At 64.5% G+C, this 20457-nt stretch carries 13 protein-coding genes and 1 pseudogene; 9 read left to right on the top strand and 5 right to left on the bottom strand.

Features of this window, described 5'->3' with window-relative positions:
• Positions 1-194: 194 nt before the first annotated feature.
• The 3 genes from CW359_RS19765 to CW359_RS19755 are packed head-to-tail and all read left to right on the top strand — an operon-like array spanning position 195 to position 3846.
• Positions 195-1406: an ABC-three component system protein gene (locus tag CW359_RS19765; protein WP_105971293.1), complete on the top strand. Its 1212-nt coding sequence runs from the start codon at positions 195-197 to the stop codon at positions 1404-1406.
• Positions 1403-1894, top strand: coding sequence for a three component ABC system middle component (locus tag CW359_RS19760; RefSeq protein ID WP_105971292.1), 492 nt, complete (start codon positions 1403-1405; stop codon positions 1892-1894). Before CW359_RS19765 ends, CW359_RS19760 begins: the two co-directional genes overlap by 4 nt.
• A complete protein-coding gene (locus CW359_RS19755) occupies positions 1891-3846 on the top strand; it encodes a DUF3732 domain-containing protein (protein WP_105971291.1) in 1956 nt (651 codons plus the stop codon). The genes CW359_RS19760 and CW359_RS19755 overlap by 4 nt, the downstream gene beginning before the upstream one ends.
• A 221-nt stretch (positions 3847-4067) precedes the next feature.
• Here the strand turns inward: CW359_RS19755 and CW359_RS19750 are convergent, their stop codons facing one another.
• From CW359_RS19750 to CW359_RS19735, 4 genes are all read right to left on the bottom strand, one after another.
• Positions 4068-4220, bottom strand: coding sequence for a hypothetical protein (locus tag CW359_RS19750; RefSeq protein WP_157968595.1), 153 nt, complete (start codon positions 4218-4220; stop codon positions 4068-4070).
• A 100-nt stretch (positions 4221-4320) separates the two neighbouring features.
• Positions 4321-6267 (bottom strand): DUF3732 domain-containing protein, encoded by a 1947-nt coding sequence (locus tag CW359_RS19745; RefSeq protein WP_105971289.1) that lies wholly within the window; start codon positions 6265-6267, stop codon positions 4321-4323.
• A gap of 4 nt (positions 6268-6271) precedes the next feature.
• Positions 6272-6793, bottom strand: a complete 522-nt coding sequence (locus CW359_RS19740) for a three component ABC system middle component (RefSeq protein ID WP_232838475.1) — start codon at positions 6791-6793, stop codon at positions 6272-6274.
• Entirely contained in the window at positions 6790-7974 is a 1185-nt protein-coding gene (locus CW359_RS19735; RefSeq protein ID WP_105971287.1) for an ABC-three component system protein, read from the bottom strand. The genes CW359_RS19740 and CW359_RS19735 overlap by 4 nt, the downstream gene beginning before the upstream one ends.
• Before the next feature lie 535 nt (positions 7975-8509).
• Here CW359_RS19735 and CW359_RS19730 point away from each other — a divergent pair.
• Positions 8510-10276, top strand: a complete 1767-nt coding sequence (locus CW359_RS19730; protein WP_157968594.1) for a DEAD/DEAH box helicase family protein — start codon at positions 8510-8512, stop codon at positions 10274-10276.
• Positions 10273-11808 carry a hypothetical protein gene (locus CW359_RS45340; protein WP_157968593.1) on the top strand — a complete coding sequence of 512 codons (1536 nt, stop codon included), beginning with the start codon at positions 10273-10275 and terminating at the stop codon, positions 11806-11808. The genes CW359_RS19730 and CW359_RS45340 overlap by 4 nt, the downstream gene beginning before the upstream one ends.
• Positions 11809-11893: 85 nt before the next feature.
• Here CW359_RS45340 and CW359_RS19725 read toward each other — a convergent pair whose 3' ends face one another.
• Positions 11894-13516 (bottom strand): serine/threonine-protein kinase, encoded by a 1623-nt coding sequence (locus tag CW359_RS19725; protein WP_408647498.1) that lies wholly within the window; start codon positions 13514-13516, stop codon positions 11894-11896.
• Positions 13517-13981: 465 nt separating this feature from the next.
• Between CW359_RS19725 and CW359_RS45335 the strand changes: the two genes are divergently transcribed.
• From CW359_RS45335 to CW359_RS19710, 4 genes and pseudogenes are all read left to right on the top strand, one after another.
• Positions 13982-15067 (top strand): lipase family protein, encoded by a 1086-nt coding sequence (locus CW359_RS45335; protein WP_157968592.1) that lies wholly within the window; start codon positions 13982-13984, stop codon positions 15065-15067.
• Positions 15060-16232, top strand: a complete 1173-nt coding sequence (locus tag CW359_RS19715; RefSeq protein WP_105971283.1) for a caspase family protein — start codon at positions 15060-15062, stop codon at positions 16230-16232. Before CW359_RS45335 ends, CW359_RS19715 begins: the two co-directional genes overlap by 8 nt.
• Positions 16229-17644: pseudogene (locus CW359_RS47385) on the top strand (hypothetical protein); the annotation flags it as partial. The gene CW359_RS19715 and the pseudogene CW359_RS47385, both read left to right, overlap by 4 nt.
• A gap of 606 nt (positions 17645-18250) precedes the next feature.
• On the top strand, positions 18251-20158 hold the full coding sequence (locus CW359_RS19710; protein ID WP_408647500.1) for a glycosyltransferase family 2 protein: 1908 nt from the start codon (positions 18251-18253) through the stop codon (positions 20156-20158).
• Positions 20159-20457: the final 299 nt, after the last annotated feature.

Below are 20457 nucleotides of genomic sequence, written 5' to 3'. Positions count from 1 at the left end.
GCCCTCAATCACCTGAGCCGTTAACGCCTCGGCGACGCTCTTCTCCTCATCTTCCGCTGAGATCCTCCGTCCCTCTCTGGCGATGCGGAGCTCGATGGTTCACCGGCCCTCTTGGCGAAAGGGTGTCGGGCAATATGTGCGCCATGTAAAGATCAGTGACGCGTGCATGAGTCCGGTGAGACCTGGGGGAAGAGATGGCGGACACGACCGCTCCGTTCGAGGCATCGGCGTCCGCGATTGGCTACGTATACCAGCTCCGTAAAGCCCTTCATTCCTGCGTCGACCAGCACGGCCGCGGGCTCGACTGGTGCATCGCCATCGAAGCCGGCGACGACGTCGAGGAAGTCGTCGAAGGCGGCAGGGTCCTGTACCAGCTCAAGCACCGGGCCGCCGGTGTCACCATGTCGGATTACAGCACGGACCTGTGGAAGACACTGCGGATCTGGGCGCACGGGATCACCAACAAGCAGCTGGCCCTGGACGAGACGGACCTGTTTCTCCTGACCACCGCCGACCTGACGGCCGATTCCGCCGGCTATCTCCTGCAGCCTGTCGCCTCCGATGTCAGGGACGAGAGCCGAGCACTCAAGGCGCTGGAGGCGGCTCGGAAGGCTTCCACCAGCAAGGACAACAAGAAGGCGTACGAGGCATTCGACAAGCTCTCAGCTGACGAGCGGCGGGACATGCTGGCCCGAATACAGGTCATCGGCAATGCTCCGGATGTCGACGAGGTGGAGAACCTGTTGTTGGAGCGAGTGGTCTCCGCTGTGGGGCATGCCTACGCCAAGCCATTCCTGCAGCGTCTGGAGGGCTGGTTCTACCAGCGCACGATCCGGCAGCTGCGCACGGACGAGATGGATGCGATCACGGGCGACGAGTTCGACCAGATCTTCACCGATCTACGCAATCAGTTCCGCCCGGAGAACCTGCCCATCGACGAGGACATCGCCGTCCTCGAACCCGATCCGTCGGACTACGCGAACATGACCTTCGTCCGCCAGCTGGATCTGATCGACATCGGCAACACCAGGGTCGGCATCGCGGTGCGCGACTACATCCGCGCCTTCACCCAACGCTCCCGGTGGTCGGATGACAATCTGCTGCTGCCCGGAGAGATCAGCAAGTATGAGCGCAGGCTCATCGAGGAATGGCAGGACCTCTTCGCGGAGATGGAAGACAACCTGGGAGCCGCGGCAACGGAAGCGGAGAAGCTGGCGGCCGCCAAGGAGATCTACCGGTGGGCCACGCGCGAGGCACGGCCACGCATCCGCATCGGATGCGACGAGCCGTTCGTCTCCAAGGGCTCCTTCCACATCCTCGCCAACGATCTACAGGTGGGCTGGCACATCGATTTCATGACGCGGCTCATGGCCGTCCTGGAGCCGGCGGGAGCGACGCAGGCGTGAACACCCTCACTCAATTCAGCCGGGAAGAACGCGCCCTGTACAACCCGGCGTTCACCGCACTGGTCACCTGCCGCGCCGTCCAGGGCCACGAAGTCCAGTACAGCCGGCCATGCCCGATCGCGGTTGCCGTCCTGTCCGCCGTAATGGCCCTGCAGCCGGCCGTGCGCCGCCCGCTGCCGAAAACCCTCAACAGCGGGCTGACCCGATGGCTGGAGGAGAACAAGAGCGTCAAAGTGACCATGTCACAGAACGCCACCGCCCTGGCCGCCGTGGTCCGCCCCGGCCTGCTCCTGGCCTTGCAGAGCGACGCCCTGCACGTCGATGAAGAGGGCCAGCTCACCGTGGTGCCGAGACGACTCACGAAAACGATCAACGGCGGCACGGACGAAGTCCAGGCCATCCAGAAGGCGGCCCACTTGCTCGGGCGCTGGCTCCCCAGCACGGGCAGCCTCAGTACCGTCATGACACTGCTAGGAGTCCGGCCGTGACGTTCCAGATCAGCGCCATCTCGATCTACAACGAAGACGGCCGCATCCGCACCGTCCCCTTCAAGACCGGCAAGCTCAACATCATCACCGGCGACTCGCGACGCGGGAAGAGCGCCCTGCTCAACATCGTCGACTACTGCCTGGCCAGCAAGGACTACGTCATCAAGGGCGCGGCCCTGCGCAACTTCGTCCAGGTCTTCGCCGTCACCCTGGTCAAGGACCAACGGCAGCTGTTCGTCGCACGGCCGGCTCCAGCGGGCAAGGCTGCCACCGCGACCACGATGTGCGTCGTCTCCCAAGCCCTTGACGCACCGCCGCCGCAGCGCTCCGAGCTGACCTTCTCCACCCCGCTCGACATCGCCAAGGATGTCTTGTCGGAGTTCGCCGGTATCGACCGAACGGTGCGGATCCCGGCCGTGCGCAGCGCTACCCCGATCCCGCCGTCGGTGCGCCATGCGCTCTTCTTCTGTCTGCAGAAGCAGAACGAGGTCGCCAATCCGGACCTGCTGTTCCACTCGCAGGGCGAGGAGTTCCTGCCGGCGACGATCCGGGCGATGATCCCCTACTTCCTCGGTGCCGTCGATCCCGAGCAGGCGCTGCTGGAAAACCGGCTGCGTCTGCTGCGTCAGGACCTCGCGCAGATGGAGGCGGCGGTGGCTGCTGCCCGCAGCCTGTCGCCGGCGTCCGGGCAGGCACTGGCCCTGGTGACCGAAGCCGTCGAGGCAGGTCTGCTGGAACCGCTGCCTCGGGAGGACATGACGGCAGAGGGGGCGGTGGAACATCTGCGCGGTGCCATCGCCGAGACCGCCCCCACGCAGACGCCTGATGCCGGAGAGGATCCGGTCGCCGCCCTCGTTGAGCAGCGCCGAGAGCTGCGTGAGCGGCACGGACGGGCTCGCGCCCGCATCGCCAACCTGAAGCGAGCAGCTCGGGAGAATGGTGAATTTCTCGAGCAAGCGGCAGAGCAGCATGCCCGCCTGGCCACGCTCAACCTCTTCACACCTGCCAACGCCCCGGACCGGGAGGCTCGTTGCCCGGTGTGCGACAGCCACCAGCCTCAGTTGAGCCAGATCGCGGAGGTCATCAACCGCGACCTCGGCCGCCTCGACGCCGACATGACCGTCATCGGCAGCGACACCCCCGAAATCAACGCCCTCATCGCAGCGGAAGAAGGCACGCTGCAGGAGATCCGCAGTGCTCTGGGCCGCAATCAGGAGCAGCTCGATACGCTGACCGCCGGACAGCGCGCTGCGCAAGGCCAGGCGGACGCCGCGCGACGAGCGGTGCTTGTCCAAGGCCGCATCAGTCTTTTCCTGGAGACGGCCGGACGCCACGTCCAAGGGCCTCAAGTCGTGGACCGGCGCGAAGAGATCAGAGCGAAGATCGTAGAACTTGAGGAGGCGATCGGAGCCGGAGCACGAGACGACCGGCTCAACAGCTTCGTCTCCCGGATCAACACGAAGATCAAGGACAAGGCCGTCGCCCTGGATCTCGAACACAAGGAGTCACCCATCCGCCTTGACCCGCGAGGGCTGACCGTCGTCGCGGACACCACCCGCGGACCGGTCCGCCTGGCCGACATGGGCGGCGGCGAGAACTGGCTCGGCTACCACGTCGCCACCCTCCTCAGCATGCACGAGTGGTTCTCCGAACAACGCAATCCCGTGCCCCGCTTCCTCATCCTCGACCAGCCGTCCCAGGTTTACTTCCCCGAAGACGCCCCAGACGGCACCGCCTTGGCCGGACCCGACAGAACCGCCTTGCTCAACCTCTACAGGACCATCCAGAACACGGTCGACGCCCTTGACGGCGACTTCCAGGTGATCGTGATGGAGCACGCGGACCTGGACGACGAGCCCTTCCGCAGCTCGGTCGAAGCACGTTGGCGGCGCAGCAACGGCCAGGCTCTCGTACCCCAGGGTTGGATCACCGAAGAGATCGATGACGACTGACACTTCCGCGCCCTCTTCACGCTGTGCTCAATCCCACCTGCCAAAGTGCGCTTCCGACTGCTGACCATGGGCCGTCAGGTCCAAGTGCCGATCGACCGTCCACTGCTGTGCTGGCGCGGCCGTCGGCGGGCTACTGGTGCACCGTGGTGATGGGCGTGGAGACGCTCGCCCGTTGCCGGGAGCAGAGTAGGAGACGGTCCACACGGCGGTTGTCTTGTTGTTCAGGCGATGTGTCCACACGTGATGCCGAGGATGGCGAGCGGGCGGGTAGTGTCGCGGGCGTGGTGGCGGATGCCCGCGGCGAGGTTGACGTGACCGGCGATCCGGAGGGCGCCGATGGCCAGGTTGCGCAGGATGGTCGTAGCACGAGTCACGGTGCAGGTGACAACCAGGCAACAGCCGAACCAGTGAACCTGAAACCACGTCAACCGATCCTGGCCAGCTAGTCAGCGACTCCCGCGCAGCGGGAGATCCTCATTGCGGGGAGCCTGCCAGGTCGGCCCAGTGCGCCGGAACGAGCTTTTCGCTGTGGTGCCATCGGTGTACGACGGCTTCTTGGAACCACGTCGTCGGGAAGTCCACGTGGTCGCAGACGATGACCTGCAGGTCGGGGGCCAGGTCCTTGACCACTTCGTGGATCAGTTTGAACAGCTCTTGTGCCGCGGGTCTGTCCATATCAGTGTGGTTGTCGCCGTCTTGACTGGTGCGGGGAAACCAGACTTGTGAAGGCTGGTCGAGGAACAGGATGCGCGGAACCGGTCTGCGCTGACGTACGAAGTAGCGGTGCAGGGCCAGGTGAGCCAAGACGTGGTAACCAACCCAGTTGCTCCCGCTGCCCAGTCGTGAGAGCGGGAGTCTGCCGGCTCGGGTGCCGAACTCGACTGTCAGTTTGGTCGGGTTGAGGTACACACCTTGGTTGCAGTGCTCAAGCTGTAGTTGATGGGCCCAGAGTGTGATGTCACGGTTGACCGGACCGAGCCGGGCGAGGAGTTCCTCGTGTACTGCGCGGGGGTCGAGTTCAGCCACGAGGGCATCTACGGTGGCTTTCGCCGTGTCTCGTGCTTGGGTCAGTCGTGCCAGGTCAGCTCCCGTGGTGTGCTGTAGGGCGGTGAGCATGCCGTGGATGCGTCCGCGGGCGAAGTCGATACGGTCTCCGTGTGGGAGGTGTCCGTTGGTGTGGTCCTCCTGTGTGAGTGTCTGCAGAGCGTGTTCGGTCGCACGGAGCTGACTGCGCAGCCGGGTGGCTTGTTGGTGGAGTCCTTCCAGGGCGGCGCGTCGGGCCGGGCGCATGGCGTCGATGCCGTTGATCTGGTGCTGAAGGCGGTCGAGGCTGTTCCTGAGCGCGTTAATCGTCGGGTCCGGTTGGGATAGGACGGAGCCGCACAGTGCGCAGGTGCTCGCGTCGTCGTCCCGGGAGTGAGTAACGAGGTCGAGGCTTGCCAGTCGGTCTCGTGGGATGTGTGCGGAGGTGGCGTAGTCGTCTGCTGCGACGGTTTCGGCCAGGAGCAGGCGACGGTCTGCGGCGAATCCCCTGAGCTGCTCGCGCAGGTCGACGCAGGTCTGTTCGAGATCGAGCTTCCGCTGGTCTTCCTCAAGAGCATGGGCTGGCTCGGTGACAGGTGCGAGGACGGCGTCCTGGAGCGTCTGCATGGCCTGCACGTAGTCGTCGGGTGGGACTGGTGCCGGAACCAGGTTGAGTGTGTGGGCCTCGTGCCAGAGGGCAGCCAGGGTGATGTGGGCGATGCCGTCTGGGTCCTGGGCCTGAGCGAGGTCTTTCTTTGCTTGTGTGAGACGACTGCGTGCAGCGTTGAGTTGCGCGTGCTTACGTGCCTGGTCGTGGGGGGCTACACCGAGAAAGTAGGGCAGTGTCTCTTTGAGGGCTGACGCGACGTTCCAGTCGCTTTGCCGGTGGAAGAGATGATTGCTGTCGGCGATCTCATTCTGGCCCTGCAGGCACAGCATCGCTGCGTGGCCCAGGTGGGCGCCGACGGCGGAGGGACCGCGGCGGCGGGGCGTGGTGCTGTGGTTCTCCTCGATACCGATGAACCGGCCCAGTCGCTGGCGCAGTGTGTAGCGGTCGGTGTTTGGCGCGAGGTCGGAGTAGGGCGGTGGCTCAAGACCGGGACCGAATTTCAGCATGACTTGTTCGGCGGTCTTCTTGCCTGGTCCCGGGGCAGGGCGGGCAACGAAGGCGCGTGTGCTTTCCAGCTGGAACAAGGCGGCGTACCAGGAGACAGAGTCGGTCATGGGACCGATCGGGAAGGTGACAGTCTTGCGTCCTGTGCAGTATTCGAAGATATCAAGCAGTGTGCTTTTGCCTGATGCGGACTGCCCGGTGACGACGTTAAGCGCTCCTGTCCTGAAGGGGACGAGGCGGCGGCCGCCGTCGGCGTTGTAGAGGATCAGCGCGAGCAGCTGCATGCGATCAGGGTTCCACTCCGAGTCCGGCGAAAATGGCGGCTGTCTCGTTATCGGCCATCCAGGCGCCGATCAGGCGGGCGCTGCGCAGGATGTCATGCATCTCGGTGTTCTCAGGCGGCTCGGTGCGCGGCTGGGTGGCTTGTTTGAGGCAGTCGTGATGCAGTTCAAGTACGTTGTGGCGGAGTGCGAATCGCAATCCTGCCCGCACCGGTGCCACCATGACCTTGGCGCGACGGGGGAAGCCAGCCCATAGCACGGGGTGGCGGCTTACCCAGGTGGACAGGTGGGTGCGGGTGCTTGCGGGCAGCGCGCTTCGTGTGCCCTGGTGCAGTGCCATGGGGGCAGCGATGAAGGACAGGGCCCACGGCATGCCCGATGTCTGCCGATGTGTGTAGGCGTCGGCGGCGGTGGACAGGAGGGTGGCGATCAGCGCCGGGTTGAGCATGGCGGTAACGAGGGCCGCTGGTTCGTTCCAGGCGGTTTCTGCTGCAGGGTCCCGGATCTGCCCGGTCGGTGGTGTGGTCATGATCGTGCCTGAAAGGCGCGCATACGGTCTCGGAATTCAGGGTGCCATCCCACGCGTCCCGCGTCGGCGAGCTCGTGACGCTGGCCGCGGACGAAGAACGCCTCGTGGTATCTGTTCTGCAGGCAGGGGCCGTTGCGCTGGGAAAGGTCTCTGAGGAGTCGGGCTCCTGCTCGTTGTCTAGTTGCTTCGTCTGTCGTGGCGGCGAGTTCGATCTGCATCCACTCGAACTCGGTCTCCCACTCGTCGACGAGGTCGCGACTGAGCGCGGTAAGTTCCTCCGCTGCGACGAGTTCTTCGGCGATCCAGCGGATGGCTTGGGTCTGCGCGCGGTGATAGTCGATGACCGAGCGCCGAAGGTTCACCGGCGGGTAACCCACCCACTTCATCTGGTGGACGAAGGGGCTATCGGCGTAGTCGGTGATGAGGGCGTCGTCGCCGGTCTCTTCGCGGGCAGCGACGGTGGGAAGCAGGGCGCGAGTGAACTGGTCGCGCAGGCCGGCGATGGCCGCACGGGCCATTCCGATGTCCACGGCCCGTCTGCGCTTTTGCAGCAGTGCCAGTGCTTGTTCGTCCCACCACTGCCACACCATGGCCAGGAAGAGGTCCTCGTGCCCGGGCGGCAGGTTCCAGCGGAGTTCTGCGCGGACGAGAGCGGGAATGTCCTCGATGTGCGGCGAAGAGTCCATCACTGTGATCCGTGAGACGAACGCGGCCCGGTCCGCCTGCCCCAACGCGAGGAACTGCTCACGAGCCTCCTGGATACGTCCAGAGGCCTCATGCAGGGCGGCGCGTTCCAGCGCGCTCAGGGCTACCTGTTCGCTGCGCGTGTGAGGGCGGAGTGCGGCCATCGCGCTGCCGGGCTTGGCCTGTTGGGTGGAGACGAGCACCAGTGCTGGCCCATCGACGTCACAAGGCACGACCGTGTCGAGCCAGTTCTTCAGGGTCAGCCACACGTCGGGAGAGGCGTCCGTGAGCTGTCGGTCGCCTTTCTGGTGATGTTTGACCTGCAGGAGTTCCGTTGCCGATCCGGCTTGCTCCCACGCGATGTCGTCATGAAGCTCTAGGCAGATCGCCGCGTCGGGACGCGCATGGTTGGCCCTCAGCAGCTCCAGTAACGCCCACCAGGTCTGGTGCTGGTAGCCCAGCGCGCTGGCCGCAGCGCTGTGCACAGGCTTTCCCATACGGCCGCTCCCCCTGGCTACTGGGCACGAGAAAGGATACCCACGGTGGGAACCCGCAAAAAGCCAACCATCAGCCCCGGAGTACCCAGCGATGTCCGTTGTACCTCATCGCGGCCTGCTTGCCCCAGCCTCTTCAGCTCTCTGTACTCTGCAGTGGCTCTGCTCACGAGTTCTCGTGAGCAGAGCCACTGCAGGCCCGACCGCATGATCGCAGAAAAGGCCTACAGTTCCTGCGGCCTCCGCTCCCAGATGCCGTGCTTCCACCGAAGCCGGCATCACCTGCTAACGCACAAGGGCTACCCTGGCCGACGGCACGGTCCATCGCCTCGCCCATACCGCAGTCGTCTCCGAGACATTCGGCCGCTCGGACATACGTTTGGCGTGAGACGTCCGCCAGGCGGACCTCGCGTGCGACGCTGCCGAGGAGGTCGTCGCGTCCTGCGGTGACCGTTGGCCGACGTCGTGTGGAAGCGTCCGCAGGAGGATTTCGGTGGTCACCGTTCTCCCCTTGTCCCCGGCTCGTTACCCTCCCTACGTGACACTCGATGCCCGGCGAACCTTTACGCGCCAGGAGACCTGGCGCACATGGCAGTTGCAGGGCTGCGTCTGCACTCTCTGTAGGCGCGCGATTCCCTTCGACCTGATGCAGGGCGACCACATCGTGCCGTGGAGCCAGGGCGGGCGGACCAGCATCGAGAACCTCCAGGCGATCTGTGGTTCCTGCAATCTGCGCAAGGGCAGCACGGCGCAGTCGGTCGTGAGTGTCCGTTTTTCCGCCGACCGGCTCAGCCCGAGCACGGCTCCGTTGCGGTCATGGCAGGCCGACGCCAAGCCGATCGTCCTGTCCCGGCTGAGACAAGAGCCCGTCCTGGTCGAAGCGTGCCCGGGCTCTGGCAAGACGCGCTTCGGCCTTGAAGTGGCCTACGAGCTGGCAGCCGAGGGGCAGATCTCACGTGTGCTCGTTGTCGTGCCTTCGCTGGCGATCGCGGACGGTTGGGCACGGGCGTCGTCGGCGGCAACGCCGGGGGCGCCGACGCTGCCGCTGCGGACGCAACGTGACTGGCGGGCTGTCGACCCCGTCGGTGATGAGTGGCTCGGGGTGGTCATCACGTACCAGTCGCTCTTCTCATCCACCGAGATGTTCTTGGCCCACGCGACGGATCCCGGCCAGCAGACGCTGGTCATCTTCGACGAGGTCCACCACGCGGGGGCCAACGCAGCATGGGGCATCTCGGCCCAGGAGGCATTCGCAGCGGGCGCGTGGGGGATCTTGTCGCTCACCGGCACACCGTTTCGCACAGGCCGCGATCCGATCGTGTTCGTACCCTCCGAGGAAGGCAACGCCCGCCCTCACTACCGCTACTCGTACGACCACGCCATCACCGACAGCGCCTGCCGGCCCGTTCAGTTCGTCGAGGCTCGTGGCGAGACGACATTCCGCACTCCTGACCACCAGACCCACTCCGTCACCTTCGACGACACAGGCGTGACACAGGCCAGGGAGAGGGGACGTTTGCGCGCCGCGATCGAGTGGATTGGTGAAGGCTCGATCGCCGAGCGGATGCTGATCGACGCCAACCAGTATCTTCTCAGCCTCCGACAGCGCGGAGACACTGATGCCGCCGGTCTCGTCGTGTGCATCGACTGCGATCACGCGGCCCGAGTAGCCGGTCACATGGCTTCCCGAGTACTGGCCTTCCGTCCGGTCGTCGCCTGTTCCAGGCTCCATGACGACAACGATCCCGACCCGGCCAATGCGATCCGTCTGTTCCGCGCCTCGCACGATCCGTGGATCGTCGCGGTCAACATGGTCTCCGAAGGCGTCGACATCCCACGGCTGCGCGCCGTGGTCTACCTGACCAACCGTCTGACCCTCCTGTCGTTCCGGCAGATCGTCGGACGGGTGGTGCGAACGGACCCGGCGAACGTCGACGATCACGGGCGGGTCTATCTCCCAGCTGATCCCCGACTGCTGGGCATGGCTCGGCGTATCACTGAGAACGTGGACCTGCTTCCGCCTCCCCTCGTCCTCATCACGGACGGAGAACGTGCCCTTCGGGTAAGCAGCGGAAACGGAGGTGAGGCCAGGGGCTCGTTCGAAGCACTCAACACGGTCGGCGAACAGGGGGGCGTGTTCGACACCGACGGACGAGACTCACACGCCGATCTGGTGGCCTGCGCACGACTGTTCATCGAACGCGAAGGCTTGACCGGCACAGACCCCGAATCCCTGGCCCTGGCAGCCAGCGACGCGCCGGAACTGCGCCAAGCGCTGCTCGCCCTGCAGCACAGGCCACGATGAGCGATCAAGAGCACACTGACCCCACCAGCCCGACGATCATTCTCATCGGTGGGCCGATGACCGTTGACGACGGCTCGTCGCTGGACTCGCGCCAGCCGGTAGCCGAAGACCCCACCTCGCATGTGACGCATGCGAGTCTCGCGACCTCCCTGCTCTGGTGGCTGACGGCATCCTCGCTTGTCGGTCGCCTCCTCGACTCGGCAGGCGAATCCGCATTTGCCCTACTGGTCGGCCAGCGCTCGGTGGTCGAGCTGCGCCATGACGGGAGTTTGCGCCGTACCGGTCTTCGCGCTGTACTGCCCGGCGGCACGACAGAGCTGGAGCTGATCCGTACCTCGTTCGACGAACCGCTGCCAGACAGCTATACCGAGACACACAAGCTCGAAAGCTGGAACGGCACCGCTATGGGCACCGTGGGATTCAAGACCAAGGCCCCGAGTCGCCGATGGCGTTTCCTCAAAGGAAGCGAGTTCTATCTCGATAGGGCCGGAGCGAGAATCGGAGCCGCAGTTCTCATCGACACAAGTGAAACACTCACCCAAGGCGGCAATCTTCTCCCAGACCGATATGCGGACTTCGAGAAGCGACGCCTCACGGGGGATAACAGCGTCCTCGTCATGCCACATACCCACCGGATCGAATCGCTGGTCCGCGGCTATCTGGCATGGGTGCGTGGCGGCCGAACCACGGCAGAGAGGATCTCGGCTCCGGTCACGACGTGGGATCCGACGGCTCCGCCGGATCCGCTCCACTACACCTGCCCCGTTCCGATCGAGGCGCAGTTCGGTGTCACCGGGCTGGTACAGGACGGCGAGTGGCGTGATCCATCCGATCTCGAAGCCGCCCGGGCGCTGCTCCAGGCGCGCTACGACCTCAAGATCGGTATCTGGGATCTCGTGGGAAATCCGACGCTCAGGAGCGCGCTGCTGTCGTCCGCCCCGCAAGCACCGGCTCCGGCGAAGGTCGCTGCCATTCCCGCCGGTGCGGCCGAACGCGCGCAGAAGCGGGTCGCTGCAAGAACTGTTGAAAGAGCCGAGGCCGAGCGTGCTCTGGATCAGATTGCCGCATCCTTCGGGCCATTGGAGGCGCTGGGCTGGAAACGTCCCGCAGAAGGACGAGGCTTCATGCGCCTGCCACTTACCGACGACTATGCACATTGGCCGGGGGACGATCCTTTCCCCCTGGTCCAACTGGAGTTTGAGATCAGCAAGCGCCAGTCGTCGGTGAGTGCGTTCACCATCTTGTACAACCAGGTTGACATCTCGCAGTACGTGACAGCTCGGCGTGAAACGTTTGAGAGCATCGCCGTTCCGGATCGCTGCCCGCTGGGTAGGAGTCCACGCCCGGTCCTGTGGGGCGCACTCGGTGGCTGGGCCGACGACGTAGATTGGCTGCAGCGGACTACCGCTCTAGCGGAACACACTCTTCGCTGGCGTGCAGCGCTCCAGGAGCTTTGCAGCCAATGCAAACACGCGCATGCGAAGAAGTTTCAGAGGCCCCAACACCCTTTCCATGACAGCGAACCCACATAGATTCTCTATAGCCGGAGAACCCATCGGCACAGCAATGGTGTCGGGCTGATCGACCGCCCGATGTCCTGACGCGACCGTCGGCGGGCTACTGGTAGACGGTGGTGATCGGCGTGGAGACACTGGCTCCGCTGCCGGGGGCTGCGTAGGAGATGGTCCACAGCGCGGCTGTCTTGTTCGGGTAGCCGTACAGGGAGCCGCCGCCGTCACAGCCGTAGTTCAGGCGCTGTCCCGCCAGCGTCGCGGTGCCGCCCCCGGCGAACGAGCAGTGGGCACCGTTGGCCAAGACGAGGATGATCGGTTCGATGTCGGGTCCGCCCGGCAGGTGGTTGTTGTTGCCGGGAAAGCCCTCAGCAACCGACAGCTCGACCATGCGGTCGGGGGCTCCGTCCAGGCACAGGGCACTGGTGTCTGCAGGGTTGGAGTCCGGGGAGAAACACGGGTCAAGGATCCGGTCGCCGGCGGTACAGCGCCAAGCGTCTGTGCGCATCGTGGATTCGGCGGTCCCGAAGCAGGAGCCACTGGCCCGGTCGGTGATGGTGATGTCGGTTGCGGGAGTACCGCCCGGTGACCAGGGACTGAGGGTGACCACCCGGGTCTGCGCCGGCGCGGACGAGGCCGCGGCGGTCGGGGTCTGTGACTCGCTGGTGGCTGGATGAGCGAGGGGTGACGTAGTCGCTGCCGGTTCGGCGGCAGGGGTGGAGCGGACCGCGGTTGCCTGTGGGGAGTGGGTGCCGCGCGCGGGGGCGTGGCCCGAGGCCAGCGCGAACCAGGTGCCCGTGGCGGCCGCGGCAAACACGGCAGCCGCGGCGACGATGAGCCGGGCGCGCCTGCCGGGACGGCGTATGGCGGGAGCGGGCCAGGCGGGGTCTTCCACGGTCGGAGGGTGCCACTGCTCAGCGATCAGGTTCGGGACCTCGGTCGGCCGGTCGTGGACATCTCCGAGGACCTGGGTCGCCTGCTCGCCAAGTAGTTCGCCGGTCTTCTGTGCCACGTTGGCAGCCAACGGCCGGTAGTCCGGGTCTTTGGCGAGACACGCCGTTACCAGGCTGAGCAAGTCGTTGGGGACGCCGGCGAGGTCCGGCTCGGCGCTGAGGACGCGGAAGGCGACGGCCTCGGCGTTGCCGGTGCCGAAGGGGTGACGGCCAGTGGCCGCGAAAGCGAGCAGAATACCCCAGGCGAAGACGTCACCGGGCGGCCCGGTGGTGCCGTCCCGGTAGTACTCGGGGCTCAGCCAGCCCGGGGTCCCGGTCTGCATGCCGGTGCGGGTGACCGCGGTACCGTCGGCGACGTGGGCGATGCCGAAGTCCAGCACCCGCGGCCCGTCCGGGGCCAGGATCACGTTCGCGGGCTTCAGGTCGCGGTGGACCACCCCGGCGGCATGCACGGCCGCGAGCGCCCCGGCCGTACCTGCCGCGAACAGGTGCAGCTGAATCCCGGTCAGCGGCCCGTGCACCGCCGTGTGATCGCCGAGCGTCGAGCCGGGTACATAGGCAGTCGCCAGCCACGGGATGTCCGCCTCGGGATCGGCCTCCAGCAGCGGCACCAGACACGGACCCGAAACCCGCCGCAGCACCGCGACCTCGCGCCGGAACCGGGCCCGGAACTGACCATCCGCCGCCTGCCCGGCGTGCACAGCCTTCACCGCTACCCGCTCGCCCCTCTCCCCCACCGCGGCGTACACCGTGCCCATCCCACCCACGCCAAGCACCCCGACCACCCGGAAACGCCCGATCCGGGTCGGGTCCGAAGCACGACGAGCAGCAATCCGCGACACGAACAAGACCCCAGCCGAGAGCGATTATGGACGAGATGTGAACCCTAGCGGGGATCGCCGACACCACACGCCAGTTGGCATCAGACTCCTCACCTGCTGCTGGCATCACGTGATGGGCGGCTGGTCGGCGAGTCGCCTGCGGCAAAGCCGTATGACGTGTTCATCAACATCGCTGCTAGACGGCGCTCTGTCCCCTTAACATCGCCATGAGCGAAATCCGCCGTGGAGCACTCCGTCGGCAGCGTCCTTCGCTCGGGGGGTGGGATTGCTGTGCCAGTCGTCTTCGTGCATGGGGTAGCGACAAGGCGGTCAGCAGACTATCTGCGCACTGTTACCCAGCGTGACGCACTATTGAGGACCGTTCTGGGCCCGATTTTGTGTGCGGATGATGCCTCGAAGATGACTGTTCTCAACCCCTATTGGGGTGATGTCGGTGCCAAGTTCGTATGGAACCATGCTTCCTATCCGTCTCACGGAGTCGAGTCATTTGGCGCCGATGGTTCGCTCGACGTGACATCGCTGCTTGAACTGTCCGCAGGCGAGGGAGCTCGTCGTAACCAGGTGCTCACTGCTCTCGCGCGCGAAGCGCCGTCCGATGCGGTCGACCTGCTGTGGATGATCGCCGGGACCCGTGCCGGGGAGCCGGAGGCGCAGATCCTTGCCGGCATGGGAATCGAGGCTGCCGCACTTGCTGAGCTCGCAGCGTCAGGGCAAGCCATTGACTGGCCTGCAGACGCATCCGACGACGAGGAGTTTCTGTCCCGGCTGCTGGAGTCGCTCTCAGCTGGCCGGGCTAACGGACCGCCGTCGCATGAAGCATTCGGAGGGCAGCGGGGCGGGCGGCGGATGGCTGTACTGCGGCTTCGGGAGGCCCTCAGTCGAGTGACGGCGGCGGTTCCACGAGCTGGTTCGTCGGCAGTACGCCGAGCCGCACGTCGGCCAGTGCATACGGCGGGCACAAGATTCATCGGCGACGTCTTGGCCTACTTTCGCCAGCGCGAGGAGCAGGGGGATCAGGCTCCGATTGCGCAGCGGGTTGCCTCGGCGCTGGAGGAGGGGTTGCGGCTGCGCACCTCGGCTGATCCTCGACTCGTAGTCATCGCGCACAGCATGGGCGGCAACATTGTGTATGACTTGCTGTCGCATCTCCGCCCGGACCTGGAGTGCGATGTCCTAGTCACCGTGGGCTCCCAGGTTGGCTTCATGGCCGAGCTAGGTCTCTTCCCAGCCGCGCCCGCTCCTGCGGATCCTGACCGAGACCGTGCTCCGATACCAGACGGATTATCACGGTGGATCAACATCTTCGACCCAAACGACCCTTTGTCGTTCGTCATCAGCTCGATCTTCGCCTCCGGCCAGGACTTCAGCTACTCAACTGGGCGCGGTCTGATGGCTGCTCACGGCGCCTACTTCCGCATGCCGAGTTTTTACCGGCGCCTGGCGGAGCGTCTTACGGCGGCACTGAGCATGGAGAGTCATGATTGAGTCGGTTCCCGCATCCTATGACGTGAGTACGAAAGCGCCTGCTCTCCATGCACTCGTAATCGGCGTCGGCGGGTATCCCTATCTGGCCGGTGGCTCGCGCTATCGAGTTGGAGACGGGGCCGCGTGGGAAGAGATGACCCAGCTCACCTCGCCACCGCTGTCTGCGGTTGCCGTAGCCGAGTGGCTCATGAACAGCAGACAGGGCGAGTGGCCTGTGAGTCTCGGCAGTGTGGAACTGCTCGCCTCATGGCCACCAGGGGATGACCTCCCGGCACGGTACACCTCACCGCCGCCTGAACCCACAATCGAAAACATACGAGAAGCGTTTGAGAAGTGGGCAGAACGTTGCCGCCAACATCCCGATAATATTGCCCTGTTCTACTTCTGCGGACATGGACTTCAAGGTGACGGCCAGTACCTGCTCGCCAGCGACTTCAATCGCTTCGCCACTGCACCCTTCGCCCAAGCTTTCGACTTCGACGAAACACGGCTCGCCCTTCAACAGACAGGCCCTTCAACCCAGTTGTACATCGTCGACGCCTGCCGGGATAGCTATCTTGAACGCGCGGGCGGCGTTCCCGGCCTAGCCGTTCGAGACCTCTTCAAGACCAATGCGTGTACGAACGAACTCACCCTCCGTCTGCCAGCATTCGAGCAGGCCTTTAGCGAACGTCATGAGGTTTCCCGACTCACCCAAGCACTTTTGCAGTGCTTGGACGGGCAGGCGGCAACGCCGGACGAGTACGGAAGCTGGGAAGTGCGCACGGACAACATCCGCAGGAGTATCAACCACCTGTTGTCGCCCGAGGGCGAATACAGTGGGCTCACGCGAACCGTTGAAGCAACCGGCTTCGGTGACATACCACTTTTCCGTCTTGGCGGTGCCCCGCCGGCCAGACTGACGGTGAGGTGTCTTCCTCCAGCAGCAGCAGGCCGTACCAAACTGGCTTGTATACCTCAGGATCCACCAGACCAACCCAGCATCGACTGCGGCACTGCGCAGGAGTACGGACCAGACCGGCATGGCGCTTCGATCCAGGAGTGGCGCCTGGAGCTCACCTCTGGCTTCTACACCGTGAGTGCGCACTGCGACAGCACAACCACCCGACGACCTCACGGTGTCTTTCCTCCGTACTCCCGGTTAAGCATGCAGGTGACGTCATGAGCGGACCTGCAATGCTTACTCTCACGGCCCGGGATGAGTTGCTCGCCGGCGCCCCCGTCCGCCTCCAGGTGATCGGTTCCGGACAGCGCCGGGTCCAGACCGGCATTGTCCGCATCGGCATCCCCCATCCACTGCAGTTGCCAAGCGGAACCTACGCGGTACGGGCGCTTCTCCCGTCCGGCAACGTCACAGAACACGGGTTGACGGTTCCTGATGAGGGGCCATCGCCTGCGGTCTCCGTCGACCTCGGTTCCCATCTTGCACACTCGTGGCTTGAACCTGCAGCCCTGCTGAGCCCCCCCGCTCGCACCCACTTCGGTGACCTGACCGGCGCGGAATTCTCCACCGCGTGGATCCGTCTGTGGGCTTACCGGGGCAACAAGTGGAACGTAATTACATGGCCTCACCCAAGGGTTCACCGCGCCGCCCAGGGTGTGCGATTCACCTTCCATGGTCTCGACGCCATTCCGCACGCTGTCCAGGTGGGCACTGCCTCCACTGCGTGGCAGATCATGTGCCTGCCACTGACGTCGGACTCTGTGATCACAGTACGGCCCGTCGACCGGCCATTGCATCTGTCGGTGTCGGCCCTCTCCGGCGACGTTGCCATGGACTCACTGCTCGGCTACCTGGCAGTCGGTGACACCGCGGCCGCCAAGCTCATCGGGAAGCCCCTTGCTGACGATATGTTCGTCTGCCGTAACCACTTCAGAACCGCTGGGCTGGGCTATTACCTGCTGGATTCGCATGCCGATGGCGGTGAACTAAGCTCTGATTTGCTTCTGACGGCATCGGGGACTCCCGACGGCTCCGTCCTCTCCGCCTGGACCCTGTTGGAGCGTATGCGCGCTGGAGTGACCGAGCAGTCTACCGAGGAGGCATGCCTGGCATTCGTGCGAGCCGCATCGATAGGCATGCCGGTTTTCACCCGGGGAATGGCAAAGCTCATTGACGGCCTAGGTCTAGCGGCGTCGATTCCGTCACCCCATCAGAAGACTGCTCAGGAACTCCGGGTCCAGTACGCGCGATATCTCGCACATGCTGATGTAGCGTCGCCGCTGCTCGCCTTCCATGGCAGCAGCCCAGATGCACCGGGTCAATGGATTCCAGGCACCGTTGATATCCCCCTCGGAGCGGTACTTCTCACGAGCCCTCCGCTTGAGGCTGCCTCGCCGGCACCAATCCGGCCGGGAGCCAAGGCTCTGCCAGGGGATCTCGTGGAGCGTGTCCTCACCGTTCTCGACACGGGTCTCGACTGGCGTATGCCTATACAGGGCTGGGATGAGGTCACCGCGTGCGTCGTAGCTCTGCAGCGGGCCCTTTCTAGCTCGGACTGGGATGCTTTCGCCGCGGCAGCGGAGACGCTGCACCATCTGTTCATCGATCGCAGCGAATCCGCCAAGGCAGTACAGGCACCCGGACCGATCCGCGTTCCCATCCAACAGCTGCTGCAACGTTGCTGCGTGCTCATCGGCCGTCCCTCGGTCGAGTTGCTTCGTCCCTCCCTTCAGCTCGGGCCAGCCCAGCAGCCGCGCGCCTCGTCGGAACCGTCTAGGGCGGCCAACAACAGGGCGGTCAGCCTTTACGCCGCTGCTGCGGAAGCCCACGACGCGAAGTTGCTGGAGACGTGTGTTCACCATCTCAGGCAGTTGCTCGACTCGATCCATGGCGCTGACGCACTGCGCCCGACTGTCTTGGTCAACTACGCCATTGCACTATGGACGTTGAACGAGTGGACCGAGGAGCTCTCATCTCACGGGGACCCTTTGGGCCCTCTCAAGGAAGCCATGTCACTGACCGAGGCTGCCAGTGAGTCCTTCCAGCGTCGTCTGTTGTGCCTACACGTTGTACGAACCATGCACCTGGAAGAGCAGGAACAAGACCTTGCACCTGGCAATGTTCCGCGGAGCCGAGTGAAGGTCGTGGCGCCCCAAGCTCCGGCGACGGAGTGGCCGCTCGAACTGAGTGTGGAGTTGACGACGACAGCGTCGGAACCCTCGGGGGACACCTCACCGTCGTTGCGACGTTCACCGTCCAAGGAGAGTGGCCGCCCAGTCGGCGCAGAACCGTCACCTGCAAGCCGCAGGGGCTACATCAGAACAGTGCGCAAGGTGCTGCCCCGATACGACTATGAGCACTACAGCCGATTGGCCGGCCCCCTTACACAGCCCGACTCCGAAGGGCACTTCCGTCTCCAGTACCGACGTCTGATTGCTCAGGAGCCTCATCGAGTGCGCGCCGCACTCATGCTCGCCGCCGCGCCACTGTTATCCATCACCCTCGTGGCATGGCTTGTACAGCCCGAACACTGGGCGTCGACCCTAAACGCTGGCGGATGGGACTTCGCGCTGCGCATCAGCATGGTGGCCGCTATCGCGTTGATCGAAGGCACCCGCGCCGTCGGTGTCCTTTCAGGTGCGGTGTCTACTTTGGTCGCGCGCGATCCCGTTCCCGTGGTGCCCAAAACAGGGCTGAGGCTCGCTTTCCTCACCACCTGCGTGCCGGGCAGAGAGCCACTCGAAATGGTTCGTGCCACCTTAGAAGCCGCCGTACGAGTCCGCCACAGAGGTGAGCTGCATGTGTGGCTACTCGATGAGGGAGACGACCCCGAGCTTCGTCTCCTATGTGAACGCCTTGGCGTGAACCACTTCTCCCGACAGGGTGTCATTCGATGGAACCAGCGCAGCGGCCCAAACCGGATGCACTCCAAACACGGAAACTATAATGCCTGGCTGGAAGAGCATGGCCATAATTACGAGTTCCTTGCATCGGTAGACACCGATCACATTCCACTTCCGAACTATCTGGAGCGCATTCTGGGCTATTTCCGGGATGAAGACGTAGCGTTCGTGTCAAGTCCTCAGGTCTACGGAAACAATGACAGTTGGATCACCAGGGCAGCGGAGAGCCAGCAATACCTCTTCCATGCCGTCACGCAGCGCGCTGGCAACCAGTACGGCGCACCCATGCTCGTCGGCACGAACAACGTCATCCGCATCAAGGCCCTTAAAGGCGTCGGCGGATTCCATGACTCCATCACCGAAGACTTGGCCACGAGCCTCGCCGTTCACCGCTCCCGCAACCCTGATACAGGAAGCCGCTGGCGCTCCGTCTACACACCGGACGTGCTTGCAGTCGGCGAGGGGCCCAACAACTGGACCGACTACTTTACGCAACAGCTCCGATGGAGCAGGGGAACATATGAGGCCATTGTCAAACAGCTTCCCCTTTCGCTATTCTCCCTCAGTCCGGGCCGCCTATTTCACTACCTACTGATGCTCGCATTCTATCCGCTGGCAGCTCTCAACTTGCTTCTCAGCGCAGCGAGTTGCTTCATCCTGGTGTGGCTTGGAACGGGCAGCATCGATGTGGATCCCGGTGTCTGGTTGATGCTCTATGGGAATGCATCAGCGTTGCAGATCGGCCTGTACATCTGGAACCGTCGGCACAACGTATCGCCTCACGAACCGGAAGGATCGGGAGGAGTCGCAGGAATGGTCATGTCCGTTCTGGCTTCTCCTATCTACCTTCGCGCTGCATTTGACACGTTGCTGCGCCGCTCCAGCCACTTTGTTGTGACCCCCAAGGGGGACTCCGCGAGCAATGACACGATCAGAACGTTCAGGCAGCACCTCGTATGGGCTGCTCTGTTTGGAGTCACTGCGCTCTACGGCGCCCTCCAAGGCGGGACGGCCGGGACAGTCGGAGCGGTCTGGTCTTTCTTCGGCCTGATCAACAGCATCCTTGCTCCGGCGCTCTGGATCACCACGCGCTATCGAACCGCGCGCGCGATCCGCAGAGGTCGCGACAGAGGTCGCGACGCGACCAAAGTGGAAACACACGACCCGAACGAGCACCCGGCCGAGTCCGCAGAGGCGCCCACCCCGCCCACTGGGAGTACCCGGTCCGGTCGTCAACGCGCCTGAACACACCGAGGTCTTGCAGTGTTGGGGCCTCCCAGCGTGAGGACCACTGGTGCGATTGGATATCACCTGAATCGGGCTGCACCGCGCTCTACCTAAGATCCGCCAGGACTTCAGTCGTGCGACTCCGCGCTCGACCGGGGCCCGCGCCCTGCCGACGAACCGTCCGAGCTGCGGAAGAACAATCCGGGACCCCGCTGGAGCCAGCTTCCCCTCGGCCGTGAGAACGACCTTCCCGCCCTTCAGCTCCTCGCCGGTGCGGGCGAAGCACACCGAGAGGTCGTGGTAGTAGTCCGCCCACT

The organism is Streptomyces geranii (assembly GCF_002954775.1).
GTDB lineage: Bacteria > Actinomycetota > Actinomycetes > Streptomycetales > Streptomycetaceae > Streptomyces > Streptomyces geranii.
This window is presented reverse-complemented; position numbering and strand designations above follow the sequence as displayed.